Consider the following 25,845-nt stretch of genomic DNA (forward strand, 5'->3'; position numbering starts at 1 on the left):
CGGCCGCTGTCAATCGAGAAACGTTCTTTTTGCAGAACGGGTGAAGATTAGGACATCAAGTTCGCTGCGTTGCGGAATAAGAGAAGATCATTCTCCAACCACGGCCAGGACCGGACCGGTCCCGGGCAGATGCCGCCCGTTCTTCGGCGGCGCCGGCAGCGGCAGGGCGGTGGTGGATTTCACCTTCTCCATGGCGAAGCGGGACGTGACGTTCTTGAGCGGCAGCACGGCGATCAGGTGCTTGTAGAAGCTGTCGTAGGCCTGCATGTCGGCGACGACGACCCGCAGCATGTAATCCACGTCGCCGGCCATCCGGTAGAACTCCAGCACCTCCGGCATGGCCGAGACGGTTGCGGCGAAGCGCTGCAGCCAGTCCTGCGAGTGGTCGGCCGTCTCGATGGAGACGAACACGGTCAGGCCGAGGCCGAGCTTCACGGGGTCCAGCACCGCCACACGCCGGTCGATGACGCCATCAGCCTCCAGCTTCTGGATCCGCTTCCAGCAGGGGGTCTGCGACAGCCCGACGCGTTCGCCGATGGCCGCGATCGACAGGGTCGCGTCCGTCTGTAGCAGGGCGAGAATCTTCAGATCGATCGCGTCCAAAGCTGTCTCCATCGGCTTCTTCCGCGCGGGCCGGCGCGGGGTCGATATAGGGGCGTACCGGTGTCGATAAGAAGAATGTTTTATCCTGACCGCCGGCCGCCGGTGCGGGTCCCTGTGCGCAAACGCACAATCGACCCCATGTCCGAGCCCGGCAATGGGGTCGAAGCACCTTGACTTCGTTCGTTATAGCGAACATTTCGACCGTTCGACAACAGGGGCGGCGTGCGCCGTGCCCTTTCCATCACGCGAACCCCGGGACATGTCGCGATGACCCGTCCGGACCGACAGACGGCTGAGTCTCTTGGGGAGCAGCTGTCCGGGCTCGACCTTCCAGGCCGCCTCCAGCGGATCGCCGCCGAGATCCCCGGCCGCCTCGTCTTCACCACGAGCCTGGGCGTCGAGGACCAAGCGCTCACCCACGCGCTGGCCATGGCGGGCCTCGCGAAGGGCAGAGTCGAGATCGCCACACTCGATACCGGACGCCTGTTCGCCGAGACCTACGACACCTGGGCGGAGACCGAATCGGCCTACGGCATCCGGATCGCCGCCTACGCGCCGGAGCGCGCGGCCGCGGAGGATTTCGTGCGGAGCGAGGGCATCAACGGCTTCCGCCGCTCGGTCGCCGCCCGGCAGGCCTGCTGCGGCTTCCGCAAGGTCGAGCCGCTGGGCCGGGCCCTGGAGGGGGCGAGCGGCTGGCTCACCGGCCTGCGGGCCGGCCAGTCGGCCAACCGCGCTGAGACGCCGCTCGCGGCCTTCGACGCGGAGCGCGGCCTGATCAAGCTGAACCCGCTCGCCGACTGGTCCCGGGCGCAGGTCGACAGCTTCGTGCGCGACAACTTCGTCCCCTACAACGTCCTGCACGACCAGGGCTTTCCCTCGATCGGCTGCGCCCCCTGCACCCGGGCCGTGAAGCTCGGCGAGCCGGAGCGCGCCGGCCGCTGGTGGTGGGAGCAGGAAGAGAAGAAGGAATGCGGCCTGCATGTCGGGCGCCCCGGGGCGTCGGTGCAGCCGGGCCAGGAGCCTGCAGTCCTTGAGGCCGCTGCGTTCGAAACCATCCAGACCGAGACGAATCGCCAGCCGGAGTTCGCCCGATGAGCGTAGCCCTCGCCGCTGCCGTGCAGCCGAGCGCCCCTACCCCCGCCGATCGCCTCAGCCACCTCAAGCGGCTGGAGGCCGAGAGCATCCACATCTTCCGGGAGACGGTCGCCGAGACCGAGAACCCGGTGATGCTCTACTCGATCGGCAAGGATTCCTCGGTGCTGCTGCACCTCGCCCTCAAGGCCTTCGCGCCCGGGCGGCTGCCGTTCCCGCTGCTGCACGTCGACACGACGTGGAAGTTCCGCGAGATGATCGCCTTCCGCGACGCCCGCGCCAAGGAGCTCGGCCTCGACCTGCTGATCCACACCAACCCGGACGGGCTCGCCCGCGGCGTCGGGCCGGTGAGCCACGGCTCCGAGGTCCACACCGACGTGATGAAGACGCAGGCCCTGCGGCAGGCTCTCGACAAGCACAAGTTCGACGCGGCCTTCGGCGGCGCCCGCCGCGACGAGGAGGCAAGCCGCGCCAAGGAGCGGATCATCTCGCTCCGGACCGCGCAGCACCGCTGGGACCCGAAGCGCCAGCGCGCCGAGCCCTGGCATCTCTACAACGTTAAGAAGAAGCGCGGCGAGTCCCTGCGGGTCTTCCCGCTGTCCAACTGGACCGAGCTCGACATCTGGCTCTACATCGAGCAGGAAAACATTCCGATCGTGCCGCTCTACTTCGCCAAGGAGCGGCCGGTGGTGGAGCGCGACGGCCAGCTCATCATGGTGGATGACGAGCGCCTGCCTTTGGAGCCGGGTGAGACCCCGCAGCAGCGCCTCGTCCGCTTCCGCACGCTCGGCTGCTACCCGCTGACCGGCGCGGTCGAGAGCGATGCCGCGACGCTCCCCGAGATCATCGGCGAAACGCTCGCCGCCCGCACCTCGGAGCGCCAGGGCCGGGTGATCGACAAGGACGGGGCCGGCGCCATGGAGCGCAAGAAGCAGGAGGGCTACTTCTGATGACCCTGCACCAGGCTCCCACGGCGTTTGCCGATCGCGTCGCCGGCTACGCGGCCTTCCTCACCGCCCACCGCAACAAGGCGGTGCTGCGCTTCATCGCCTGCGGCTCGGTGGATGACGGCAAGTCGACCCTGATCGGCCGCCTCCTGCACGACACCAAGCAGATCTTCGACGATCAGATCTCGGCGCTCCAGCGCGATTCGCGCAAGCACGGCACGCAGGGGCAGGAGGTGGATCTCGCGCTGCTCGTCGACGGCCTCCAAGCCGAGCGCGAGCAGGGCATCACCATCGACGTCGCCTACCGGTTCTTCTCGACCGACAAGCGCTCGTTCATCGTGGCCGACACCCCCGGCCACGAGCAGTACACCCGCAACATGGCCACCGGCGCCTCGACGGCCGACGTGGCGGTGATCCTGGTCGATGCCCGCCAGGGCCTGACCCGTCAGACCCGCCGCCACGCGCTGCTGGTCTCCAATCTCGGGATCCGCCGCGTCGTGCTGGCTGTGAACAAGATGGATCTCGCCGGCTGGGCGCAGAGCACGTTCGACGGGATCGTGTCCGGGTTCTCGGAGTTCGCCCGGGGGCTGAACTTCTCCGAGGTCAAGGCGATCCCGCTCTCGGCCAAGAACGGCGACAACGTCGTGGACGCGGGCGTCGCGGCGCCCTGGTACACGGGCGGCACGCTGCTCAACTACCTGGAGACCGTGCCGGTCCACGCCGAGGCGCTCAACGCGCCGTTCCGGATGGCGGTGCAGTGGGTCAACCGGCCGAATTCCGAGTTCCGCGGCTATAGCGGCCGGATCGCCAGCGGCCGGGTGCGCCCGGGCGATGCCGTGACGGTCCAGCCCTCCGGTCGGACCTCGACGGTGGCACGGATCTACACCGCCGACGGCGACCTGCCCGAGGCCGGCGAGGACGAATCGGTCACCCTGGTACTGGCCGACCAGATCGACGTCTCCCGCGGTCAGGTGATCGTGGCGAGCGCCGCGCCGATGCGGGTCACCGAGACCCTGGACGCCCGCCTGTTCTGGGCAGCCGAGGCCGATCTGGCGCCGGGCGCGAGCCTGTTCGCCAAGATCGGCACCGCCACCGTCACCGCGACCGTGGAGCGGATCGCCTCGCGCATCGATCCCGAGACCGGCAGGCCCGGCCCGGCCGAGCGCCTGTCGGCCAATGACATCGCCGACGTGTCCCTGCGCCTCGACCGGGCGGTGGCGGTCGACGCCTATGCGGAGAACCGCGAGACCGGCAGCCTGATCCTGATCGACCGCGAGACCACCGATACGGCAGCCCTCGGGCTGGTCCTGGCGCCGCAGGCGGCGCCCGCGCAGGCGGCGACGCCCGGCGTGAAGCCGGCGGACGGGGGCGGCTTCCTCGCCCGTCTCGGTCGCCTGTTCGGGCGCTGAGGCCGGCGGGGCGCGCGACGCGGCTCAAGGATCGCGCGCGGGTCCCCTCTCCCGTGCGGGAGAGGGACAGGGTGAGGGATCAGGTCTGTCCGGAGAGGGCTCGACCTGGCTGCGCGGCAAGGATGGGCTCGATCCTGTAGCTTCTCGTCCCTTACCCCAACCCTCTCCCGCACGGGGGAGAGGGGGCCGGTCGCGCGCCGGCCCGTGAAGACGCAGCGGACCGCGTCGGCCCGAAAAGCGATCAGACCAGCCTGAAGCGCAGCTCACCGAGCCCTTCCAGCTCCGACACGACCTCGTCGCCGGGCTTCAGCCACGCCCGGTCCTTGCGCGGAGTCTTCTCGCCGAAGATCACCCCCTGCGGCGTGCCCGTGTAGAAGATGTCTCCCGGCTTGATCGTCATCACCTTGGACGCGAAGCTGATCAGCTGGCGGCAGTTGAAGATCATGTCGTTGGTGCTCCAGTCCTGGCGCACCTGCCCGTTGACCAGCGTCTTGAGCTTCAGGTTGTTCGGGTCCTTCACCCGGTCGGCGGTCACCAGGTAGGGGCCGAGCGGCGCGAACCCGTCCGAGGTCTTGCCGATCATGAATTGCGAGGTCAGCGTCTGGAGGTCCCGGGCGCTGAAATCGTTGCCCGTGCAGTAGCCGGCGAGATAGTCGAGGGCGTCCGCCTCGGACACGTTCCGGCATTCCCGTCCGAACACCATCACCAGTTCGGTCTCGTAGTCGAATTCCCGCGCGGCCTGGGTCGGCAGAGTGATCGTGCCGCCGTGGTGGTTCAGGGTGTTGTTGTACTTGTTGAACAGCGGCGGATCCTTGGGGATCGGCGTGCCGGTCTCCTCCGCGTGGTGGCGATAGTTGAAGCCCATCATGATGATCTTCTCGGGCCGCGTGACCACCGGCGCGTAGGCGATGCCGGATTCCGCCAGCACGAAGCGCCCGTCGGGGGCGGCCTCGACCGCGTCGATCAGGGCGCGCAGGGCCGGGCCGCGCCCGTTCTGGAGGAGGTCGTCCATGTCGGCTGGAACCGGCATCCCGAGGGCCCGGCCGGCGGCTTCGACGTCGAGGACGCCGTCCTTCGTCTTCACGCCCAGGGCGTAGCCGTCGCCGCGGCGCATGTTGAGGAGGACCATGTCCCGGGGCATGCCGAAGGGTGCTGCCCCCGCCGGCGTCGTCTTCGGCGCCGCCGTGCGCTCCTCGGCGGCCCGGGCCGGCGCCGCGGCGGCGGCGAGGCCCGCGGCCGTGGCGGTCAGGAATTCGCGTCGGTTGCCCATGCTGCCTCTCCTCCGGTCGGCCCGTCTGGTCGCGGGCCTGATCCGAATGCGAGCCTGCACGGCCGGCGGCGGCGCCGCCAGGGCCCGCGACGGGTGCCGGGTGACGGCTCAGGCCGCCTGTGAGGCGGCGCCGAGCCCCCAGGCCCGCGCCAGCAGCGCGTAGGATTCGTGCCGCGCCGCCTGATCGGGGAGCGCCGAGACGATCATCAGCTCGTCGGCCTGCGTGCGCTGGACCATCTCGGCGAGCCGGGCCCGCAGGGTCTCGGGGCCGCCCACGTGCAGGCGGTCGCGGCCGCGCGCGATCTGCATCCGCTCGGCGTCGGAATACGGGTAGGCCAGCGCCTCGGCGAGGCTCGGCAGCGGCCGGTACTCGCCCCGCTCCCGCCGCAGCGTCGCGAGCCGCGCGCTGGACGCCAGCCGCTCGGCCTCCGCGTCCGTGGCGGCGCAGATCGCCGCGACCGCCAGGATCGCGTGGGGCTTCGCGCCGAGGCGCGTCGGCTGGAACCGGTTCCGGTAGTCCAGCATCGGAGCCTCGGCGGGCATGCCGGAGAAATGCTGCGCGAAGCCGAAGCCGCAGCCGATCTCGGCGGAGAGCCGGGCGCTGTAGTCGGAGGAGCCGAGCAGGAAGATCGGCGGCAGCGGCACCCCCGCGGGGCTCGCCTCGATCCGCGCGAACGGATGCCCCTCCGGGAAGCCGCCGTCCCAGAACAGCAGCTCCTGCAGCCGGTCGAGGAAGTCGTCCCCGCCCTCCCCCGGCGCGTCCCGGCGCCGGAGCGCCCGGGCGGTGAGACCGTCCGTGCCGGGCGCCCGGCCGAGGCCGAGGTCGATCCGGCCGGGGAACAGGGCCTCCAGCACCCGGAAGCGCTCGGCCACCATCAGCGGCGCGTGGTTCGGCAGCATGATCCCGCCCGAGCCGACCCGGAGATTGCGGGTCGCGGCGGCGATCTGGCCGATCATGATCTCGGGCGCCGGGCTCGCCACGTTGGGCAGGGCGTGGTGCTCGGCGAGCCAGTAGCGCCGGTAGCCGAGGCCGTCGACGTGGCGGGCGAGCGCCAGGGTGTCGTGCAGCGCCCGCGCCGGGGTCGAATCGGCGCTGACGAAGGAGAGGTCGAGGACGGAGAGCGGGGTCATGGACAGGATCTGGTATCGATGATCCCGCAAAGCGAGAGCGGCCGCGCAGGCGAGACAGCAGGCGAGACATGCGCCGCGCGCCGGGCGCGCGACCCGGCCTCGTGCCCCCCGCCGCCTTGCCGGCTCAGCGTCTCGGGCCTAGGGTCCGCCGCGCCGCAAAACAGGCGGCATCCGACCTCGACAATCCGGAGCACCGCAGATCATGGCTCTCCTCGCCGACGTCCTCTCGCGGGTGAAGCCGTCCGCGACCATCGTGATGACCCAGAAGGCCCGGGACCTGAAGGCCTCAGGCGTCGACGTCATCAGCCTGTCGGTGGGCGAGCCCGACTTCGACACGCCCGAGCACATCAAGCAGGCCGCCATCGCGGCGATCCACCGGAACGAGACCCGCTACCCGCCGGTCTCCGGCATCGTGCCCCTGCGCGAGGCGATCGTGCGCAAGTTCAAGCGCGAGAACGGGCTCGACTACAAGGTCTCGCAGACCATCGTGGGCACCGGCGGCAAGCAGGTGCTCTACAACGCGTTCCTCGCCACCCTGAACCCCGGCGACGAGGTGGTGATCCCCCGCCCCTACTGGGTGTCCTACCCGGAGATGGTCGGGCTGTGCGGCGGCACCCCGGTCTTCGCCGACACCGACATGGAACACGGCTTCAAGCTCCGGCCCGAGGAGCTCGACCGGGTGCTGACCCCGAAGACCAAGTGGATCGTCCTCAACTCGCCGTCGAACCCGTCGGGCGCCGCCTATTCCCGCGCCGAGATGAAGGCGCTCACCGACGTGCTGCTGCGCTATCCAGACGTGCACATCCTGACCGACGACATCTACGAGCACCTGACCTACGGCGATTTCGCGTTCGTCACCCCGGCGCAGGTCGAGCCGCAGCTCCTCGAGCGGACGCTGACCATGAACGGCGTCTCGAAGGGCTATGCCATGACCGGCTGGCGCATCGGCTACGCGGGCGGGCCGGAGAAGCTGATCAAGGCGATGGATTTCGTCCAGGGCCAGCAGACCTCCGGTGCCAGCACGATCGCGCAATGGGCCGCGGTCGCCGCCCTCGACGGGCCGCAGGATCACCTGGCCACGTTCCGCGAGGCCTTCCAGGGCCGGCGCGACCTCGTCGTGTCGATGCTCAACCAGACCAACGGGTTGACCTGCCCGACGCCCGAGGGCGCATTCTACGTCTACCCGTCCTGCGCGGCGCTGATCGGTAAGAAGACGGAAGCCGGCAAGACGATCGAGACCGACGAGGACTTCGTCATGGAGCTGCTCCAGGCCGAGGGCGTGGCCGCGGTCCACGGCTCGGCCTTCGGGCTCGGCCCGAACCTGCGCATCTCCTACGCCACGTCCAACGCGGTGCTGGAGGAGGCCTGCCGGCGCATCCAGCGGTTCTGTGGCTCGCTGCGGTAGGCGCCCTGGACGGTCGCGCTTGACGATCCTCACCGGCGACCGCGGGTGGGGAGCCACAAACCAAGACGGCACGAGAACCTCTGGCTGCGGCTTCGAGACCGGGTTGCAGCTGCGAATGATAGGTCCGTCAACGACGCCAAGCTGTGCACGTGTCGCGGTTCTGGATTCCGGGCTCGCCTGCGGCGCTCCGGAATGACGGTGTCGGTGTCGGGCGGCGATTGACACTCGGGATTGTCGGTGCGTCTTCCCTCAGCTTGGTCTGGGTCACGGTTGTGCGCCACCCTGGGCTTCGGTCAAGCCTCCGACGACCATAGGGCCGCCATCCGCTCTGCGGGAGACTCACCATGGCCACCATCGCGGTGATCGCCCCCGGCGCCATGGGCAGCGCAGTCGGGGCCCGGCTCGCCGGGCACGGGGCCCGGGTGCTGACCTCCCTAGACGGGCGCCGGCCTGAGAGCCGCGCCCGGGCCGCGGCCGCCGGCATGGTCCACGCTGCGGATGCCGACCTCGTCGCCGCCGACCTCCTGCTCTCGATCGTCCCCCCCGCCGACGCAGAGGCGCTGGCCCGTCGGCTCGCCCCCGCCCTGGCGGCGGCCCCGCGCAAGCCGGTCTATATCGACGCCAATGCCGTCAGCCCGGAAACGGTCGGGCGCATCGCCGGGATCGTCGCGCCCACCGGCGCACCGTTCCTCGACGGCGCGATCCTCGGCCTGCCGCCGAAGCCCGGCAGCCGGGGGCCGCGCGTCTACGTCTCGGGTCCGGACACGGGCCCGGCCCTGGTCCTGCGCGACCTCGGCCTCGACCTGCGCGTCTGCCCCGGTGACGTCGGGGCCGCCTCCAGCCTGAAGATGAGCTATGCCGGCCTCAACAAGGGCCTGACGGCGCTGGCCGCGCTCATGATCCTCGCCGCCGAGCGCGCCGGCGCCGGGGAGGCACTGCGCGCCGAACTCGCCGAGAACGAGCCGGCGCTTCTCGCCCGCTTCGCCAAGGGCCTGCCCGACATGGCGCCGAAGGCCTCTCGCTGGGCGCCCGAGATGGAGGAGATCGCCGGGTTCCTCGGGCTCGACGCGGCCGGGCGGCAGGTCTTCGCCGGCTATGCCGACCTCTACCGGCGCCTCGCCGCGGAGGCCGGCGCGGCCGAGATCGCCGCGCTGATACGCTTCGCCGCGGCCGCGGCGGAGCGCTGACCGCCGCAGGACCCGCCGAAACGGTTCCGCCTCTGTTGCCGGCTCGGCTGTCACCCTCTACACGGGCTGTCCCCAGCGGCCGATGCGCCTGAAGGTTTCGCGAGCCCGCTCGGGCCTGCATGGCGGCGGGGTCGGCAGTGACGGGGTGGTCCGGACCAGTTCTCTGGGCCGTTCCTGTGAGGCTCAGTGGGCCGAGTCGCTGCAGGAGTGTCGGGAGCGCGGGGAACAGGAACCGCGGATTCGGCGCAGGGCCCACACAGATCCCGCTTCCCGACAAGCAGGCGGATCGGTCCGTCGCGGCGCTTCGGCGATCCGGATCTGCCCCGTTCCGGGACAGGCCGCACCGCGCGGCGGTTGCGGCTTCGTTCACGCTCCCGCGCGATGATGCGTCAGGGCCGGGGATCCGGTTCCGCGTAACTGCGTTCTCTCGGGCCTGACGACCATGCGAGCCCTGCTTACCGGCGGCATCAAGGCGATCCTCGGCATCGCCGCGCTCTCCACCGCCGCCCATTGGACCCTGCGCGTGCAGCGCGAGTCCCCGGCGCCGATCCCGGTTGCCGCCAGCCTTCCCGAACCCGTCACGACCGGCTCGATCGAGCCGCGCCGTGTCGAGCGTACGGCCGCGGTCGCGCCGCTCCCCGTGGCGGCTCCGGTGGCGCCTGCCCGCACCGCATCGGGGCTCGATCAGTCGCACTTGGCTGCGCTGATCGCCGGCGCGGCGCCGCCGAAGCCGAAGCTCGCCAAGACGGCGACGAAAACCGCGTCTGCGGAGAAGACCGCCTCTGCGGAACGACCCACCGCCAAGCGTTGAGCTCGCCTTGGCCGGGTGACCGTGCCGGCTGCATGGTTCCCCTGCGCGGCGGCCGATACCACGGCGGCACGGGACGTGGCAGGAGTTCGGCCTCTACCGAGATTGGTCAGGCATGAGCACGCAGGTCGCGACCTCCGTCCCCGATGACAGCGGCCCCGCGCGTGCCGCTCCGGAAACGGACCTCGCCGGCCGCCGGCGGATCGTCGGCATCGCCCTGATGTGCGGGGCCGTCGCCTTCTTCGCGAGCCTCGATGCCTGCGGCAAGACCCTGGCGCGGGCCGGCGTCGACCCGCTGGTCACCACCTTCATGCGCTACGCGGCGAGCGTCGCCATGATCTCGCTGTTCATCAACCCGGTGCGCACCCCGGGCGTCGTCAAAAGCCGGCGCCTGCCGCTGCAGATCGTCCGCTCCCTGCTGCTCTTCGCCTCAACGGCGCTGAACTTCCTGGCCCTGCGCTACCTGCAGCTCGCCGAGACGATCTCGATCCAGTTCGCCGCGCCGCTGACCGTGGCGCTGCTCGCCGGGCCGCTGCTCGGCGAATGGTCGTCGCGGGCGCGGCTGGCGGCGATCGGCGTCGGCTTCCTCGGCGTGCTGGTGATCGTGCGGCCGGGCGTCGGCGGCATGCATCCGGCCGCTTTGCTCTGCGTCGCCAACGTCGTGGTCTACGCCTTCTACGCGATCATCACGCGTAAGCTCGCGGCCTACGACTCGACCGCCACGACCATGTTCTACACGGGGCTCGCGGGGCTCGCGCTGATGGCCCCACTCCTGCCGTGGATCTGGACGAGCCCGGCGAGCCTGAGCCACTGGGCGCTGCTGTTCGGGGTCGCGCTGTTCGGGACGCTGGGCCACTGGCTGCTGGTGATGGCCCATGCCCGCGCCCCGGCCAACGTGCTGGCGCCGTTCATCTACACGCAGCTGCTCTGGTCGGTGACGCTGGGCTTCCTGCTGTTCGGCGACGTGCCGAGCCGCTGGACGGTCGCGGGCGCCATGATCGTGGTCGGCTCAGGGCTGTATCTCCTGGCGCAGGAGACGATCCGCCGGGAGACGCGGCCGGCCGCCTGAGGCGACCGGCCCGACAGGGTCAGCGGCCCAGGCGCTCCTGGCGATCCATCCGCTCCTCACGGCGCTCTTCGCGGGCACGGCGGGCCGGATCCGGATCGGTACCGAGCACGCCGCCGACCGTGCCGGTGGCCGCGCCCACCGCGCCGCCGACGACACCGCCCACCGGGCCGGCCGCGGCCGAACCGTCCTCGACGCCGCGCTGGGCACCCCGGGCCGTGCCCTGGGCCTGCGCGGCCCCCGCGAAAGCGATGGGCGCGAGGGCGAGGGTGGCGATCAGAAGCTTCTTCATAGGGCTACTCCCGGATGTTGGGCTGGGTCGGCTCCGCGCCGCCGTGGCGGTGCGGAGGGTGTGTCGGTCAACGGTTCAGACGCCGATTGGTCCCATCCGCAGTCACGGGCGCGTGATCCCGGCTGCCGCTGGCCTCGGGCCGGGGCGGCTGGTAGAGAACGCGTCATGCACGCTTCGCGCGCCCTGCGCGGCTTCGGCCGCCCGATTCGAATTACCGGCCCGGCCTCCGCCTGAGGGCCCGCTTCGGCGTGGCCGCGCGGAGGTCCGGGATCTTCCTGCCGCCTGACCCGATTCCGCCGGCCTGCCGCCGGCCCGACCGCCGATGCGAGATCCGATGACCGCCCCCGAGACCGCGCCCGCCCGCGACCATTCCAAGACCCTGTTCCTGCCGCAGACCGAGTTCCCGATGCGCGCCGGCCTGCCGGTGCGGGAGCCGCTGCTCATCGCGCGCTGGAAGCAGATCGACCTCTACGGGACGCTGCGCGCCCGCGGCCGGAACCGGCCGAAATTCGTGCTCCACGACGGCCCGCCCTACGCCAACGGCAACATCCATATCGGCACGGCGCTCAACAAGATCCTGAAGGACGTGGTGGTCCGCTCGCAGACCGCCCTCGGCTTCGACGCCAACTACGTCCCGGGCTGGGACTGCCACGGCCTGCCGATCGAATGGAAGATCGAGGAGCAGTACCGCGCCAAGGGCCGCAACAAGGACGACGTGCCGGTGATCGAGTTCCGGCAGGAATGCCGGACCTTCGCGGCCCAGTGGCTCGACGTGCAGCGCGAGGAGTTCAAGCGCCTCGGCGTCACCGGCGACTGGGACCATCCCTACGCCACCATGGCGTTCCCGGCCGAGGCCGTGATCGCCGACGAGCTGATGAAGTTCTCGATGAGCGGCCAGCTCTATCGCGGCTCCAAGCCGGTGATGTGGTCGGTGGTCGAGAAGACCGCACTCGCGGAAGCCGAGGTCGAGTACGAGGAGCACGTCAGCGACACGATCTTCTGTGCGTTTCCGATCCGGTCCGGCGCCGATGGCGACCTCGCCGAAGCCCGGGTGGTGATCTGGACGACGACCCCCTGGACCATCCCGGGTAACCGCGCGGTCGCCTACTCCAAGAAGATCGCTTACGGCCTGTACCGGGTCACCGAGGCGCCGGCCGACAATTGGGCGGTGCCCGGCCAGACCTACCTGCTCGCCGACAGTCTGGCCGCGACCGTGTTCAAGGCCGCCCGGGTCGCGGCGTTCGAGCGCGTCGGCGACGTGTGCCCGGAGGCGCTCGCCGGCCTCACCCTGGCACATCCCCTGGCCGATCGCGGCTACGGCTTCGCCGTGCCGATGCTCGACGGCGACCACGTCACCGACGAGTCCGGCACCGGCTTCGTCCACACGGCGCCGAGCCACGGCCGCGAGGATTTCGAGCTCTGGATGGCGAGCGGCCGGCTGCTGCGTGAGCGCGGCATCGACCCGACCATCCCCTACACGGTCGACGCCGACAGCGTGCTTACGGAGGCCGCTCCGGGCTTCACCGGCACCCGCGTGCTCACCGCCAAGGGCGAGAAGGGCGACGCCAACAAGGCGGTCATCGCGGCGCTGACCGAGGCCGGGGCGCTCGTCGCCCGCGGGGTGCTGCGCCACCAGTACCCGCATTCCTGGCGCTCGAAGAAGCCGGTGATCTTCCGCAATACCCCGCAATGGTTCATCGCCATGGACCGGCCGGTGGAATCACTCGGCAACCGCTCCCTGCGCGAAGTCGCCCTCCAGGGCATCGACGACACCCAATGGGTGCCCACGCAGGGCAAGAACCGCATCACCGGCATGGTCGGCAACCGGCCGGACTGGGTGGTCTCGCGCCAGCGCGCCTGGGGCGTGCCGATCACCGTGTTCGTCCACCGGGAGACGGCCGAGATCCTGAAGGATGAGCGGGTCAACGCCCGCATCCGCGACGCCTTCGCCAAAGAGGGCGCCGACGCGTGGTTCCGCGACGATGCCGCCGAGCGCTTCCTGGCGCCCGACCACGACCCGGCCGCCTACGAGAAGGTCACCGACGTCCTCGACGTCTGGTTCGATTCGGGCTCGACCCACGCCTTCGTGCTGGACGATCCGGAGGCTTTTCCCGGGCTCGCCGAGGTCAAGCGGGTTCGCGACGGCGGCCAGGACCGGGTGATGTATCTTGAGGGCTCGGACCAGCATCGCGGCTGGTTCCAATCCTCGCTGCTCGAATCGTCCGGCACCCGCGGCCGGGCCCCCTACGACATCGTCCTGACCCACGGCTTCGTGCTCGACGGCAAGGGCCTGAAGATGTCGAAGTCGAAGGGCAACGTCGTCGCGCCGCAGAGCATCATCAAGGATTCGGGCGCCGACATCCTGCGCCTCTGGGTCGCGGCCTCCGACTACACCGACGACCTGCGGATCGGCCCGGAGATCATCAAGACCTTCGCGGAGACCTACCGCAAGCTGCGCAATTCCCTGCGCTGGATGCTCGGCTCCCTGGCGCATCGCGTGCCGGGCGACGACGTGGCGTACGAAGACATGCCGGAGCTGGAGCGGCTGATCCTGCACCGGCTGGCCGAGCTCGACGGCGAGATCCGCGAGGCCTACGCGACCTTCGACACCAAGCGGGTGGTGGCGCTGCTCAACGGCTTCATGACCGGCGACCTGTCGTCGTTCTACTTCGACGTGCGCAAGGACGCGCTGTACTGCGATCCGATCTCCTCGGTTCGCCGCCGGGCGGCCCTGCAGGTGATCGACGAGGCCTTCCGGCGGGTGACGGTCTGGCTCGCCCCGGTGCTCGCCTTCACGGCCGAGGAGGCGTGGCTCGACCGCTACCCGTCCGCGGACGGTTCGGTGCATCTCCAGACCCTGCCGGAGACTCCGGCGGGCTGGCTCGACGACGTTCTCGCGGAGCGCTGGCAGAAAATCCGGCGGGTCCGGCGGGTGGTCACCGGTGCCCTGGAGATCGAGCGCGCGGCCAAGCGCATCGGGGCGAGCCTGGAGGCGGCGCCGACGGTCTATGTCGCGGATCCGGAGCTGCTCGCGGCGCTCGAAGGCTGCGACTTCGCCGATACCTGCATCACCTCCGCCATCACCGTGGTTGCGGGCGAGGGGCCGGCGGAGGCCTTCCGGCTCGACGAGGTGCGCGGCGTCGCCGTGGTGCCGAGCCCGGCCGAGGGCCGCAAATGCGCGCGCTCCTGGCGGGTCAGCCCGAGCGTGGGCAGCGATCCGGACTACCCGGACGTGACGCCCCGCGACGCCCAGGCCCTGCGCGAGTGGGACGCGGCGCACCCGGAGGCGAGCGCGGCGTGATCAGACCCGCGGCATTGCCCCCTTTCCCCTGCGGGCTTTTGCTTCTCTCACGATGGACATGGCACGCACCCTCCCTCTCCCCTCTGCCGGGGAGGGTGGCCCTTGCGTCAGCGAGGGCCGGGAGAGGGGAGCGCGGTTTCCGGAAGGGGCGCGGCCTTCACGCGGGGCGGAGCCTGGTTCTGCCCCGTCGTCCCCCCCTCCCCCCCTGCTTCGCAGGCTACCCGCCCCCGCAGAGGGGGGAGGGAGACGCGCGCGGGGTCCATTGCCCATGACCCCCTTCCGCGCCGGCCTTACGGCCCTCCTCCTCACCCTCCTCCTCGACCAGGCCTCCAAGCTCGGCCTCTATTTCGGCACCGACCTCGTCCTCACCCAGCCCTGGCGGCTGGCGCCGTTCGTCGACTTCGTGGTGGTCTGGAACCGGGGTGTCTCCTACGGCCTGTTCCAGCAGGAGAGCGGGCTGGGCCGCTGGCTCCTCGTGGCCCTGTCGCTGGCCGCCGCAATCGGCCTCGGCATCTGGATGCGCCGGGCCTCCTCACGGCTCCTCGCCGTCGCCCTCGGGCTCATCATCGGAGGCGCGCTCGGCAACGCCATCGACCGCGCCACCTACGGGGCGGTGCTCGATTTCGTCCACCTGCATGCCGGCGGCTGGTCCTGGTACGTGTTCAACGTCGCCGACGCGGCGATCGTGGCGGGCGTGATCGGCCTGATTCTCGACAGCCTGTCTCCCGACAGCCGCAAGGAACGGGGGCCTCAGCCGCAGGGCGACCCGGCGCCGCGCCTGTGATCCGCGCAACACACAGGTCCCGCAGCATCCCCGCCCTGGCGCGACGTGGCCAAGGCGCCATACGATCGCCGGAAACCGGCCTCAGGCCGGAACCATCGGATCAGGCCGCGCCGCGGCGATCCCTGAACCGGATATTCCGATCCGGACTCCGTGAGGCAGCATGACCGGGCATCGCAGGCTTCGTCTCCTCCTTCCCGCCGTGGTCGTCCTGGCTCCGCTCGCCGTAAGCGGCGCGCACGCGCAGGAGCGCGGCGAGTTCATGCGCGACGCGCTGTCGGGCATCGGTCTCCTGGAGAAGCGCCAGGATCCGATCGACTATCACGAGCGCCCGCCGCTGGTGATGCCGCCCAAGCTCGACGGCAAGGCCCTGCCTCAGCCGCGCGCCCGCTCCACCAGCACCGCGTGGCCGAAGGATCCCGAGATCGTCGAGCGCGAGCGGGCCGCCGCAGAGCGCCGCCGTCCCGTGGGCAACCAGGTCCGGGGCCGCTACGACGACAACAACGCCACGCTCTCGGTGGACGAGATCCGGGGCGGCCGCCGTGCCGGCGCGAGCGTGACCACCGAGGCCGAGCGCAAGCCCGGCGAAAACAACCGCGACGACAGCCTGCTCAGCCCCTTCGACCTGCTCAAGGGAAAGAGTGCCAACGCCGAGCCCTCGGACGTCGAGCCGAACCGCGATATCCTCACCGATCCGCCGACCGGGTATCGGCAATCGCCCAAGAAGCTGGCGCGCCCGCCGTCGAACGACCCGATCAACAACGCCAGCCGCGAGAAGGAGGAGTCCGATCCCGGAGCCTACCTCCGTCAGCGGGCGCAGCAGTAGCGGAGTCGCTGTGTCGCCGTTGCAACGGCGACTCGGCGTGGCAACATGTGACGTTCGACCCGGCACGGCGCTTGCCGACCGGAGATCAGGACGGTCCCGATTCGCGCGCGCGTCCCGACGTGAGACGCCGAGTCCGGGGCCGGCAGAAGGAAAGCGGAATGCACCTGTTCAGGACGGCGACGCCCCCCCTCTTCCCGCTGCGTCCGGGCTCGGCCTTCGGCGCCAGCGCCGGCCGGGGCGAGGCCGCGCCGTTCGGGCGGTCCGAGGCGGGTGGCCCGGAAGTAACGGCCTTCACCCTCGACAACGGCCTCGACGTCGTTGTCGTCCCCGATCACCGGGCCCCCGTCGCCACCCACATGATCTGGTACCGCAACGGCTCGGCCGATGATCCGCTCGGCCAGTCGGGCATCGCCCACTTCCTCGAGCACCTGATGTTCAAGGGGACCGAGAATCACCCGGTGGGCGCCTTCTCGAAGGCGGTGTCGGGCCTCGGCGGCCAGGAGAACGCCTTCACCAGCTACGACTACACGGCCTATTTCCAGCGGGTCGCCCGGGATCACCTCGGCACCATGATGGAATTCGAGGCTGATCGCATGAGCGGTCTCGTCCTCGACGACGCCGTCGTGGCGCCGGAGCGCGACGTCGTGCTGGAGGAACGCCGCATGCGGGTCGAGACCGACCCGTCAGCCCAGCTCTCGGAGGCGATGGCCGCCTCCCTGTTCGTGCACCATCCCTACGGGATCCCGATCATCGGCTGGATGCACGAGATCGAGGGCCTGAACCGCGAGCACGCGCTGGCCTATTACAAGCGCTTCTACACGCCGGAGAACGCCATCCTAGTGGTGGCCGGCGACGTCACGCCCGACGAGGTCCGGCGGCTTGCCGAGAACACCTATGGCCGCGTCGCGCCCCAGGGCGCCCGGCCCGAGCGCCTGCGGGCGCGGGAGCCGGAGCCGAAGGCCCTCCGCCGCGTCGCCGTCGCCGACCCGAAGGTCGAGCAGCCGACCCTGCAGCGGCTCTACCTGACCCCCTCCTGCATCACCGCCCGCGATGGCGGCTGCCACGACCTCGAACTGCTCGCCGAGATCCTGGGCGGCGGCTCCACCTCCTACCTCTACCGGAAGCTGGTCATGGAGACCGGCCTCGCGGTGAATGCCGGCGCCTGGTACATGGGCTCGGCGATCGATGACACGCGCTTCTCCGTCTACGCGGTGCCCGCCGAGGGCGTGCCGCTGGAGAAGCTGGAGGAGGCCGTCGACAAGGTGCTGCGCCGCGCGCCTTCGGAGGCCCTGGATGCCGAGGCGATCGAGCGCGCCAAGACCCGCTTGGTCGCCGAGACCGTCTACTCGTCCGACAGCCAGTCGTCGCTCGCCCGCATCTACGGCTCGGCGCTGGCGATCGGCGAGACGATCGAAGAGGTCCGCCGCTGGCCGTTCGACATCGAGGCGGTGACGCAGGACCGCCTCAAGAGCGCCGCCGAGCACTGGCTGACGCCGGCCCGCTCGGTCACCGGCTACCTGACGAAGGCCCAGGATTCCGACGCCCCGGTCGCGATGGCCGCCGAGTAGCCCCGGTCGCGTCCCGGCGGGCCCGTTCCGGGCCCGCGTTCGGGACATGCCGAACGGGAGCCTTGGCCTGCTCCACCGTCGCCCGAGAAAGTAGACACGAGGTTTCCATGAGCTTGACCGAAACTCTGGTCGAGACCGCCGCCCCCGCCGCCAACTCGCCGACCACCGCGCTGCCGGTGACGACGGCCCCCGGCATCGAGGCGTGGCACGTCGAATCCCCCGTCGTGCCGATGATCGCCCTGGCCTTCACCTTCGAGGGCGGCGCCGCGCAGGATCCGGCCGGCAAGTCCGGCTGCGCGCAGATGCTGGCGCGGCTTCTCGACGAGGGCGCGGGCGACTTCACGTCCGACCTGTTCCAGGAGCGGCTCGCCGCCCGGGCCATCGAGCTGTCGTTCCATGCCGGGCCGGACGCGGTCGGCGGCTCGCTGAAGATGCTGGTCAAGCACGCCGACGAGGCGATCGGGCTCCTCGCCCTGGCCTTGGCCAAGCCCCGCCTCGACCCGGACGCGATCGAGCGCGTGCGCGGCCAGATCATCGCCGGCCTGCGCTACCAGCAGAACGACCCGGGCGTGCTGGCCTCCCGCCGCTTCTTCAAGGAGGCGTTCGTCGGCCACCCTTACGCCCGCCCGTCCTCCGGGACCGTGGAGAGCGTCGCGGCGATCACCCGGGACGACCTCCTGGCGATGCATGCCCGGATCATCGGGCGCGGCCGGGTGAAGGTCGCGGCGGTCGGCGCCATCGGGGCCGAGCAACTCGCCGAGGGACTGAACCGGGCCTTCGGAGCCCTGCCGGAGGCCGGGGAGCTGAAGGCGGTGCCGCGCACGGAGGTGCACGATCTCGGGAAGCGTGTCGTGGTCGACCTGGACGTGCCCCAGTCGGTGATCCGGTTCGGCATGGCCGGCGTGCCCTGGCGCGACCCGGACTTCATCCCGGCCTACGTGCTGAACCACATTCTCGGCGGCGGCGCCTTCACGTCCCGCTTGTTCCAGGAGGTGCGGGAGAAGCGCGGCCTCGCCTACTCGGTGGGAACCTCGCTCGTCAGCCACCGCTCGGCCGCGATGACCTGGGGCTATACCGCCACCAAGAACGAGCGCGTCGGTGAGGCGCTCTCGGTGATCGGCGACGAGATCGGCCGGCTGATCACCGACGGGCCGGACGACGACGAGTTGCAGAAGGCCAAGGATTACCTGACCGGCTCCTACGCGCTGGGCTTCGATACCTCGACCAAGATCGCCCACCAGCTGGTGCAGATCGCCTTCGAGGAGCTAGGCATGGACTACATCGCCCGGCGCAACGCCCTGGTCTCGTCCGTGACCCAGGCGGATATCCGCCGCGCCGCCGCCCGCACCTTCGCGGACGGCAAGATGCTGGTGGTTGCCGCCGGCCGGCCGGTCGGGCTCTGAGCGGCAGGGCTCGGAACGCGGGTCCCCCCGCGCCTGAATGTTGATCGCCCGGTGACATCCCGCCCTCATTCCGGGGCGCCGCAGGCGAGCCCGGAATCGAGAGGCGCCGATGGTGCCCTGTTGGGCATCCGGTGCGTTCTGGATTCCGGGCCCTGCTGTCCAGTCCCGGAATGCCGGGCTTGTCGCTTCGAGGTGCAGCCTTCTCCCGCGACCTTGGCCGTGGCCTTCCTCGGGAGGGACGCCGGCATCCTGTGAAATGCGGGCTGCTCGCATCGCCGGCGGTGATCCCCACTTCAGGCCGAGCAGAGTCAACCCCCGGACCGACATGCAGCTGACCGGCATCCACCATCTGACCGCGGTGACAGCCCACGCGGCGGGGAACGTCGCCTTCTACACCGGGACGCTCGGCCTGCGCCTCGTGAAGAAGACGGTGAACCAGGACGACGTCTCGGCCTACCACCTGTTCTACGCGGACGGGCTGGCGAGCCCGGGTACCGACATCACCTTCTTCGACTGGCCCGCGCCCCGGGAGCGGCGCGGCTCGAACAGCATCACCCGCACGCATCTGCGCGTGCCCGGCGAGGGCGCTGTGGCGTGGTGGCACGCGCGCCTGCGCGAGGCCGGGATCGTCGAGGCCGAGCCCGCCCTGCGCGATGGGCGCCTCACCCTGGATTTCGAGGATCCGGAGGGTCAGCGCCTCGCCCTCGTCGATGACGGGGGCAGCGGCCCGGAGCATCCCTGGGACGGATCCCCGGTGCCGGCCGCCTACCAGATCCGCGGCCTCGGCCCGATCCGGCTCGCGGTGCCGGACCCGGCCCGCACCGCGGCGGTGCTGACCCAGATCCTCGGCATGCGCCGCGATCGCGCCTTCGAGACGAGCGACGGCCCGGTGGAGGTCTACGCCATGGGTCCCGGCGGCCCGGCCGCGGAGGTTCAGCTCCTGGCCGACCGCTCCGCGCCGGCCGGTCAGGGGGCGGGCGCAGTCCACCACGTCGCCTTCCGCATCCCGGATGCGGATTACGGCGCCTGGGCCGAGAGGCTGACAGCTGCTCGGGTGCCCACAAGCGGCCCGGTGGATCGCTACTACTTCCGCAGCCTCTACTTCCGCGAGCCCAACGGCATCCTGTTCGAGATCGCCACCGACGGGCCCGGCTTCACCGCCGACGAACCACTCGAGACCCTGGGCGCGCGCCTCGCGCTGCCGCCCTTCCTGGAGCCCCGTCGCGCCGAGATCGAGGCCGGGTTGAAGCCGCTTCGACCCGGCAAACCCGACTGAGCGCACCGCACGAGACCGCGGATCGACGACAACCCTCCCATGTCGGCAGCGATGCTGCAGACATCCCGCGAAGGCGCTAAATATTCGAACGATTCCAGACCGTTCACTTCTTCCGTGAGTGTGATCCCGGCACGCCTTGACGGGTGTGCTGCAACTGCGAAAGAAGCAGCGCGCGTGTGTTTATCATCCGGATCCGGGCGAGTGCCCTCGCCGAGGATCCTCCCCCGCCCGAGGGGGGCGGCGGGATCCGCCGAACCATGGGCCCCGAATCGCCGGGGCCGTGAGCCGAGCATCAGAGGATTCGAGGACTGATCCGTCGATGAGCAAGTTCTACGAGGAGCGCGTTCTGTCGGTCCATCACTGGACCGACAATCTGTTCTCGTTCCGCACGACCCGCGACCCGGCGTTCCGGTTCCGCAACGGTGAGTTCACCATGATCGGCCTCGAGGTCGAGGGCCGGCCGCTGCTGCGCGCCTACTCGGTGGTCTCGGCCAATTACGAGGAGGAGCTGGAGTTCTTCTCGATCAAGGTTCAGGACGGTCCGCTGACCTCGAAGCTCCAGCATCTGAAGGTCGGCGATCCGATCATCGTCGGCAAGAAGCCCACCGGCACGCTGGTCCTCGACAACCTGCTGCCGGGCCGGCACCTCTACCTGCTCGGCACCGGCACGGGCCTCGCGCCGTTCCTGTCGATCATCAAGGATCCGGAGACCTACGACCGGTTCGAGAAGGTCGTGCTGGTCCATGGCTGCCGTCAGGTGCAGGAACTGGCCTACGGCGAGACCATCACCGAGACGCTGCCGCGCCACGAATTCCTGGGCGAGATGATCTCGAGCCAGCTGATCTACTACCCGACCGTCACCCGCGAGCCGTTCCGCAACCGCGGCCGGATCACCGACCTGATGGTTTCGGGCAAGCTGTTCGAGGATATCGGCCTGCCGACGATGTCGATCGAGAACGACCGCTTCATGCTCTGCGGCAGCCCCGACATGATCCGCGATACCCGTGAGCTCCTGACCTCGCGCGGCTACGAGGAGGGCAACCACGGCGAGGCCGCCCACTACGTGATCGAGAAAGCCTTCGTCGAGAAGTAGTTTTTTGGGACTTGGCTTCGGTCCGGTGCGGTCCGCTGCGCCGGGCTTTGGTGTGTCTTTTTCCGTCTGTGGAACAACAGTTTAAGACGCAGCGCCACCGTGCTTGCGCGCGGTGCGAAGCCATCGAGCCGATGCGCAGGCTCCGGACGGCCCGCTACCGCGGGTCACTCGCTTCGCCCGCGGTAGCGGCGAACGCGATGGTCCCCGATCGATCGGTGCCGGCCTTACTGCGGGGCCGGCATCCCATCCGCGAAGGGACCACCGCCGGCGCTGAACAACTTGCGCAGGAAGCCCGGGGCGATGGCCGAGAGCGGGTTCACACTCACGTCCGGAGAGGCGAGCTTGCCGGAGACGCGGAAATTGACCGCGAACAGGCCCTCATTGTGCCCGCCGCCGAGGAGGGGCCCGAGCAGCGGCAGCTGCGACGCCACGTTGTTCAGCCCGTAGAGCGGCACGAACGTGCCGTCGATGAGGGTGCGCTCCTGCCCGGTATCGAGCCAGCCCGACAGGGTGAAGCCCATGGCGGCATTCGAGATCGCCGCATCGCTGAAGGCGACCCGCGTCCCGGTGCGAACGAAATTGGCGCGCATCCGGTCGAAGGTGACATCGCCGGCCCCGCGGCCCGGGGCGACCCGGCGGCCGCGGGCCGTGTCCGTGTCGCTCGTCTCCGGCCCCTGCGCCATGATGCTCGACAGCGCCGGCTCGTTGCGCAGGGTGAAGTCGCGGATCTGCACGACGCCGGCTTGCGGACCCTCGTTGAGGCCGATCCCGGCATTGAGCCGCCCCCCATGCATCCGCCGGTACACGTCGACGAAGCGCAGGGTCGCGCCGGCATCGGCGGAGTCGACGGCGAGCGTCGGCGCGCCGCGGTCGCCCCGCGTGACGGACGCGGCGAACGGCGCCGATCGGAAGCGTCCGGTGATGTTGGCGCCGCGTAGGGTCTTGCCGTGCAGCGACAGCCGCAGGTTGGCGTTGGTCAGCGCCTCGTCGTTGAATCCGGTGACGATCGGCACCTGAATATCGGCCTCGACATCCTTCGGATTGGACTCCTTGCCACCCTTCGCGTCCGGCGCACCGAGGGATTTCAGGAACGGCCGCGCGTCGACCACGGCGCCGCGGACCGCGACCTTGTAGCCGCTGCCGGTCCGGTCGAGGCTCACCCGCAGATCGTCACCGGGCGAGAGCTTGACGTTCGTCAGGTCCGCCCGCTCCAGGCCGCCGTCCGGTGTGATGGACACGCTTCCGCGCGCCGTCGCCGGCCCGGCGTCGAACGCGAAATCGCGCAGCTCCAGGGTCTGGCCGCTATCCACGAGCGTGAAGGTCAGCCGGCCCGGCTTGCCGGCGGATTTCGTCAGTCCCGGCAGCATCCCGTCGATCCCGGCCTTGGTGAGATCCGCCTCGACCCGGATCGGCGGCTTGGCCGTTCCCGGCCGCCCGATCGGCACCACGGCGCGGACCGGGATCGTGCCGGTGAGCTGCGGCGCGGTCGGCAGGCCCTTCCGGCCGCGCACCGCGTCGTCCAGGGAAAGGTTGACCACCGCCTCGCCCGGCTGCCCGACCTTCGACTGGCGCAGATCGACCGAGACCGGCGCGCCCGCGACCCGTCCGTCGCCCTTCAGCGCGAAGGCGCCGCGATCGTACGAAAGGGAGAACCGGCCGGCCTCCAGCCGGTCCTTGCCCATCACCTTGTCGACCGAGAGGTCGCCCAGCGTGCCGGTCAGCGTCACCGGCAGGTCCGGCAGGTCGGGGATGTGCTTGAGGTCGAGGGGAAAATCGACGCGCAGGTCGGCGCTGCCCTTGATCGTGGCGGGGTCGAGATCGACGCTCATCACGGTCTTGAACAGCTTCGCCTGGAGGACGGACGCCATCCCGTCGGCCCCCCCCGAGAGCCGCATGCCGATCTGCGCCACCACCCGATCCGGGGTGATCTGCGGGATCACGAAGCTGCCGTCCGTGATCGCGAGCCCGCGCCCGTCCGGACCGTGCACCTCGGCGGTCACGTTCCGCACCGTGGTCGAGCGTCCCGTGATGACGCCGACGACGTTGCCCTTGGTCACCGGCGGCGAATCGGCGCTGACGTCGATCGCCGCATTCGAGACGTGGAAATCGATATGGACCGCGTCGTCCGGTGCCGGATCGCCCCGGGTCGCGGCGGCCAGTACGGTCCCCGACATCTTCACCCGGATGTCGACGGAATCGACCCGGCCGCGCCGCAACTGGTCCACCAGATAGGTCCGGGCCGGCGGCGCGATGTGCTCGGGCCAGAGGCGTAAGCCCGTCCGGACTTCGCCGTCATGGCCGACGATGTGGAGCGTGAGGCCGCCATCGTCGGCGATGGTCCCGATCGTCCCGGTGATCGCCCCCGTCACCCCCGGGGCGGACAGGTTCAGCGCGTCGATGGCGATACCGCCGTCCCGCCCTGAGAGCTGCGCATCTATCGCGTTGATCTTAACCGGCGCGTCCTGCGGCGTCGCGCCGCGTAAGGTGGCGTCGCGGCTTGTCAGGGTCGCGGTCCAGGCCGGGTTGGCGCCAGGCGGACTTCCCCTCCACGTGCCCGTCAGGTGCACGGCATTGCCGGCCCCGTGATAATCCATCCCGGTGAGCGACATGACACGGCCGGCCTCGTCCCAGTCCAGTGCGGCGTCGAGGCTCTCGACGGTGACCGGGTTGAAGTCCTTCTCCTCGATCAGGAATGTGCCGTCGCCGGTGTGGAGCTTGGCGCTCATCGTCTTGATGCGGCCTGCCGCCAGGCTGACGTCGGCGCGGGCCGAAACCTTCAGGTCCGTGGTCAGCGGCAGGCCGGACTGGCCTGAGAGCAGCAGGAGGTCGGTCACCGGCAGATCGTCCAGGGTGATGACGCCCGAGCGCTCCTGATTCGCGCCGCCGTCGCGCAGGGAGCCGCCGAAGCGCCATTCCCCATGCGGCCCGTCGAGTCGCAACTCGAAGTTGCGCGTCCCGTTGACGGGATCACGTCCGAACAGGCCGTTGACCCGCGCGAAGACTGCGCGCTCGTGACCGTCCTCGTCGATCAGCCGCAGGCGCGCATCCGTGACCCGGGCGCGGTCGAGAGCGCCGACGACGCCACTCGAATCGAGGACGACACCGAAGATCGACGCGATGGCGGCCGAGAGCGGCGAGACGCTGCCGCGCACCCCGTCTACGCTCGGCGGCGTGACCGGCTCGATGTCGACGGGATGGTTGGCCTCCGAGGCCGCAAACGCGATGGAGCCGTCCCGGTGCACCAGCGCGGTGGTCTGCGTCTCCCGGAACTCGATCGAGCGCGGCTGCAGATTGAGACGCAGGAGACTCCAGAGGTCGAGGCTGACCAGCGCCAACGGCGCCCGCACCACCAGGGCGCCCTGGGGATTGCGGATGTCGAGGCCGGAGAAACGCAGGCTGAGGGCGTTCTCGCGGTCGAGTTCGAGGCTGCTGCCGCGAATCCCGATGCTCCATCCGGGTCCGATCCGCTCGGCCACCGCGGCGGCGACGCGGCGCGACAGGCCGTCGATCTGCAGCGGCCCGTTCGACAGCCGCACGGCCACGAGGCCGATCCCGGCCCCGAGGAGCAGCATCAGGGCGAGGGCGCTCACGAGGCAGAAGCCCCCGACGCGACGTGCCCTCCCCCGAGGTCTGCATGCCGACGTTGTCTCGTCCGCCATCGGGACCCTTGTTCCGGGGGCTCTGCACGCGGAGCCGTCAGGCGCCGCGGCCGGTGGATCGAAGCGCGCCCACGCTTTACAGCGGTCGCGACTCCGGTTTTGGCTCGGACGTGCCGGGTGCAACCTCGTCATGCCCGGCACGCAATCAATTGCACATCATCAATCGGCCGAAAGGAAGGCACGATGTCCTTGTCCGAGGGTGACTTCGCCCCCGATTTCGACCTGCCCGCCTCTGCAGGAGGCCGGGTCGCGCTGTCCGCGCTCAAGGGTCACAAAGTCGTGCTCTACTTCTACCCGAAGGACGACACGAGCGGCTGCACCCTGGAGGCGCAGGATTTCAACGGCCTCCTGCCGGCCTTCGCGGAGGCGGGAGCGCGGATCGTCGGCCTCTCGCCCGACCCGGTGAAGAGCCACGACAAGTTCTGCGGCAAGTACGGGCTGGCTTTCCCGCTCGCCTCCGACGAGGACAAGGGCGTGCTCGAGGCCTACGGTGTCTGGGTCGAGAAGAGCATGTACGGCCGCAAGTACATGGGCGTGGAGCGCACCACCGTGCTGGTCGATCGCGAGGGGCGCATCGCGAAGCTCTGGCCGAAGGTGAAGGTGCCGGGTCATGCCGAGACCGTGCTGGAGGCCGCCCGGGCGCTTCCCTGAGGCCAGCGGAGGGATCCGGGTCGACGGATCCTCGACGGATCCTTAACCTTACTGCGGATTGAATGACGGCTCCCGCA

The 25,845-nt window shown here is 70.3% G+C and carries 20 protein-coding genes; 15 read left to right on the top strand and 5 right to left on the bottom strand.

The genetic code is table 11. The features are described 5' to 3' along the window. Nucleotides 1–87 precede the first annotated feature (87 nt). Nucleotides 88–603: an Lrp/AsnC family transcriptional regulator gene (locus JOE48_RS01380; RefSeq protein ID WP_161393443.1), complete on the bottom strand. Its 516-nt coding sequence runs from the start codon at nucleotides 601–603 to the stop codon at nucleotides 88–90. A gap of 267 nt (nucleotides 604–870) precedes the next feature. Between JOE48_RS01380 and JOE48_RS01385 the strand changes: the two genes are divergently transcribed. From JOE48_RS01385 to cysN, 3 genes are read left to right on the top strand one after another with little or no spacing between them, the layout of a single operon-like run. Continuing rightward, the gene (locus tag JOE48_RS01385; RefSeq protein ID WP_210026207.1) at nucleotides 871–1,698 is read left to right on the top strand and encodes a phosphoadenylyl-sulfate reductase; all 828 of its coding nucleotides are present in this window, start codon (nucleotides 871–873) and stop codon (nucleotides 1,696–1,698) included. Then, a complete protein-coding gene (cysD, locus tag JOE48_RS01390; RefSeq protein ID WP_210026216.1) occupies nucleotides 1,695–2,645 on the top strand; it encodes a sulfate adenylyltransferase subunit CysD in 951 nt (316 codons plus the stop codon). The genes JOE48_RS01385 and cysD overlap by 4 nt, the downstream gene beginning before the upstream one ends. Beyond that, nucleotides 2,645–4,051, top strand: a complete 1,407-nt coding sequence (gene cysN, locus JOE48_RS01395; protein ID WP_210026218.1) for a sulfate adenylyltransferase subunit CysN — start codon at nucleotides 2,645–2,647, stop codon at nucleotides 4,049–4,051. The genes cysD and cysN overlap by 1 nt, the downstream gene beginning before the upstream one ends. Nucleotides 4,052–4,292: 241 nt before the next feature. On the opposite strand, the gene JOE48_RS01400 is transcribed toward cysN, so the two are convergent. After that, on the bottom strand, nucleotides 4,293–5,321 hold the full coding sequence (locus JOE48_RS01400) for a fumarylacetoacetate hydrolase family protein (RefSeq protein ID WP_210026221.1): 1,029 nt from the start codon (nucleotides 5,319–5,321) through the stop codon (nucleotides 4,293–4,295). A 108-nt stretch (nucleotides 5,322–5,429) separates the two neighbouring features. Beyond that, nucleotides 5,430–6,452, bottom strand: a complete 1,023-nt coding sequence (locus JOE48_RS01405) for an LLM class flavin-dependent oxidoreductase (RefSeq protein WP_210026224.1) — start codon at nucleotides 6,450–6,452, stop codon at nucleotides 5,430–5,432. Nucleotides 6,453–6,654: 202 nt separating this feature from the next. Here JOE48_RS01405 and JOE48_RS01410 point away from each other — a divergent pair, with 202 nt between their 5' ends. The 4 genes from JOE48_RS01410 (at nucleotide 6,655) to JOE48_RS01425 (ending at nucleotide 10,921) form a co-directional block, all read left to right on the top strand. Further along, nucleotides 6,655–7,857, top strand: coding sequence for a pyridoxal phosphate-dependent aminotransferase (locus JOE48_RS01410; protein WP_210026226.1), 1,203 nt, complete (start codon nucleotides 6,655–6,657; stop codon nucleotides 7,855–7,857). 344 nt (nucleotides 7,858–8,201) lie between these two features. Continuing rightward, the gene (locus JOE48_RS01415) at nucleotides 8,202–9,044 is read left to right on the top strand and encodes a DUF1932 domain-containing protein (protein ID WP_210026235.1); all 843 of its coding nucleotides are present in this window, start codon (nucleotides 8,202–8,204) and stop codon (nucleotides 9,042–9,044) included. A 442-nt stretch (nucleotides 9,045–9,486) separates the two neighbouring features. Next, nucleotides 9,487–9,855, top strand: coding sequence for a hypothetical protein (locus JOE48_RS01420; protein ID WP_210026237.1), 369 nt, complete (start codon nucleotides 9,487–9,489; stop codon nucleotides 9,853–9,855). Nucleotides 9,856–9,967: 112 nt separating this feature from the next. Beyond that, entirely contained in the window at nucleotides 9,968–10,921 is a 954-nt protein-coding gene (locus tag JOE48_RS01425) for a DMT family transporter (RefSeq protein WP_210026239.1), read from the top strand. A 19-nt stretch (nucleotides 10,922–10,940) separates the two neighbouring features. Here JOE48_RS01425 and JOE48_RS01430 read toward each other — a convergent pair whose 3' ends face one another. Further along, complete coding sequence (locus JOE48_RS01430; RefSeq protein WP_210026242.1) at nucleotides 10,941–11,210, bottom strand: hypothetical protein; 270 nt, start codon at nucleotides 11,208–11,210, stop codon at nucleotides 10,941–10,943. Between the two features lie 334 nt (nucleotides 11,211–11,544). Between JOE48_RS01430 and ileS the strand changes: the two genes are divergently transcribed. The 7 genes from ileS (at nucleotide 11,545) to JOE48_RS01465 (ending at nucleotide 21,458) form a co-directional block, all read left to right on the top strand. Further along, nucleotides 11,545–14,511, top strand: a complete 2,967-nt coding sequence (gene ileS, locus JOE48_RS01435; RefSeq protein WP_210026244.1) for an isoleucine--tRNA ligase — start codon at nucleotides 11,545–11,547, stop codon at nucleotides 14,509–14,511. A 268-nt stretch (nucleotides 14,512–14,779) separates the two neighbouring features. Beyond that, nucleotides 14,780–15,295, top strand: a complete 516-nt coding sequence (lspA, locus tag JOE48_RS01440) for a signal peptidase II (RefSeq protein WP_210026252.1) — start codon at nucleotides 14,780–14,782, stop codon at nucleotides 15,293–15,295. A gap of 160 nt (nucleotides 15,296–15,455) precedes the next feature. Then, nucleotides 15,456–16,118 (top strand): hypothetical protein, encoded by a 663-nt coding sequence (locus JOE48_RS01445; RefSeq protein ID WP_210026255.1) that lies wholly within the window; start codon nucleotides 15,456–15,458, stop codon nucleotides 16,116–16,118. Between the two features lie 158 nt (nucleotides 16,119–16,276). After that, nucleotides 16,277–17,686, top strand: a complete 1,410-nt coding sequence (locus JOE48_RS01450; RefSeq protein WP_210026257.1) for a pitrilysin family protein — start codon at nucleotides 16,277–16,279, stop codon at nucleotides 17,684–17,686. Nucleotides 17,687–17,793: 107 nt separating this feature from the next. Continuing rightward, nucleotides 17,794–19,089, top strand: coding sequence for a M16 family metallopeptidase (locus JOE48_RS01455; protein WP_210026259.1), 1,296 nt, complete (start codon nucleotides 17,794–17,796; stop codon nucleotides 19,087–19,089). Nucleotides 19,090–19,414: 325 nt separating this feature from the next. Beyond that, nucleotides 19,415–20,365, top strand: a complete 951-nt coding sequence (locus tag JOE48_RS01460) for a ring-cleaving dioxygenase (RefSeq protein ID WP_210026261.1) — start codon at nucleotides 19,415–19,417, stop codon at nucleotides 20,363–20,365. A 319-nt stretch (nucleotides 20,366–20,684) separates the two neighbouring features. Beyond that, nucleotides 20,685–21,458, top strand: a complete 774-nt coding sequence (locus tag JOE48_RS01465) for a ferredoxin--NADP reductase (protein WP_210026263.1) — start codon at nucleotides 20,685–20,687, stop codon at nucleotides 21,456–21,458. Between the two features lie 224 nt (nucleotides 21,459–21,682). Here the strand turns inward: JOE48_RS01465 and JOE48_RS01470 are convergent, their stop codons facing one another. Beyond that, nucleotides 21,683–25,117 carry a hypothetical protein gene (locus JOE48_RS01470; protein ID WP_409518548.1) on the bottom strand — a complete coding sequence of 1,145 codons (3,435 nt, stop codon included), beginning with the start codon at nucleotides 25,115–25,117 and terminating at the stop codon, nucleotides 21,683–21,685. 183 nt (nucleotides 25,118–25,300) lie between these two features. Between JOE48_RS01470 and JOE48_RS01475 the strand changes: the two genes are divergently transcribed. Further along, entirely contained in the window at nucleotides 25,301–25,768 is a 468-nt protein-coding gene (locus JOE48_RS01475; protein WP_210026272.1) for a peroxiredoxin, read from the top strand. The last annotated feature ends 77 nt before the right edge of the window (nucleotides 25,769–25,845 follow it).

Source organism: Methylobacterium sp. PvR107 (genome assembly GCF_017833295.1).
In the GTDB taxonomy this organism is placed as follows: Bacteria; Pseudomonadota; Alphaproteobacteria; order Rhizobiales; family Beijerinckiaceae; genus Methylobacterium.

Excerpts from the sequence above, each read along its gene's own strand:
- JOE48_RS01425 (WP_210026239.1), top strand. The coding sequence starts at position 9,968 with ATGAGCACGCAGGTCGCGACCTCCGTCCCCGATGACAGCGGCCCCGCG.
- JOE48_RS01430 (WP_210026242.1), bottom strand. The coding sequence starts at position 11,210 with ATGAAGAAGCTTCTGATCGCCACCCTCGCCCTCGCGCCCATCGCTTTC.
- JOE48_RS01450 (WP_210026257.1), top strand. The coding sequence starts at position 16,277 with ATGCACCTGTTCAGGACGGCGACGCCCCCCCTCTTCCCGCTGCGTCCG.
- JOE48_RS01405 (WP_210026224.1), bottom strand. The coding sequence starts at position 6,452 with ATGACCCCGCTCTCCGTCCTCGACCTCTCCTTCGTCAGCGCCGATTCG.
- JOE48_RS01410 (WP_210026226.1), top strand. The coding sequence starts at position 6,655 with ATGGCTCTCCTCGCCGACGTCCTCTCGCGGGTGAAGCCGTCCGCGACC.
- JOE48_RS01420 (WP_210026237.1), top strand. The coding sequence starts at position 9,487 with ATGCGAGCCCTGCTTACCGGCGGCATCAAGGCGATCCTCGGCATCGCC.
- JOE48_RS01465 (WP_210026263.1), top strand. The coding sequence starts at position 20,685 with ATGAGCAAGTTCTACGAGGAGCGCGTTCTGTCGGTCCATCACTGGACC.
- JOE48_RS01475 (WP_210026272.1), top strand. The coding sequence starts at position 25,301 with ATGTCCTTGTCCGAGGGTGACTTCGCCCCCGATTTCGACCTGCCCGCC.
- JOE48_RS01470 (WP_409518548.1), bottom strand. The coding sequence starts at position 25,117 with ATGGCGGACGAGACAACGTCGGCATGCAGACCTCGGGGGAGGGCACGT.
- cysD (WP_210026216.1), top strand. The coding sequence starts at position 1,695 with ATGAGCGTAGCCCTCGCCGCTGCCGTGCAGCCGAGCGCCCCTACCCCC.
- JOE48_RS01455 (WP_210026259.1), top strand. The coding sequence starts at position 17,794 with ATGAGCTTGACCGAAACTCTGGTCGAGACCGCCGCCCCCGCCGCCAAC.
- JOE48_RS01445 (WP_210026255.1), top strand. The coding sequence starts at position 15,456 with ATGACCGGGCATCGCAGGCTTCGTCTCCTCCTTCCCGCCGTGGTCGTC.
- JOE48_RS01415 (WP_210026235.1), top strand. The coding sequence starts at position 8,202 with ATGGCCACCATCGCGGTGATCGCCCCCGGCGCCATGGGCAGCGCAGTC.
- JOE48_RS01460 (WP_210026261.1), top strand. The coding sequence starts at position 19,415 with ATGCAGCTGACCGGCATCCACCATCTGACCGCGGTGACAGCCCACGCG.
- ileS (WP_210026244.1), top strand. The coding sequence starts at position 11,545 with ATGACCGCCCCCGAGACCGCGCCCGCCCGCGACCATTCCAAGACCCTG.
- cysN (WP_210026218.1), top strand. The coding sequence starts at position 2,645 with ATGACCCTGCACCAGGCTCCCACGGCGTTTGCCGATCGCGTCGCCGGC.
- JOE48_RS01385 (WP_210026207.1), top strand. The coding sequence starts at position 871 with ATGACCCGTCCGGACCGACAGACGGCTGAGTCTCTTGGGGAGCAGCTG.
- JOE48_RS01400 (WP_210026221.1), bottom strand. The coding sequence starts at position 5,321 with ATGGGCAACCGACGCGAATTCCTGACCGCCACGGCCGCGGGCCTCGCC.
- lspA (WP_210026252.1), top strand. The coding sequence starts at position 14,780 with ATGACCCCCTTCCGCGCCGGCCTTACGGCCCTCCTCCTCACCCTCCTC.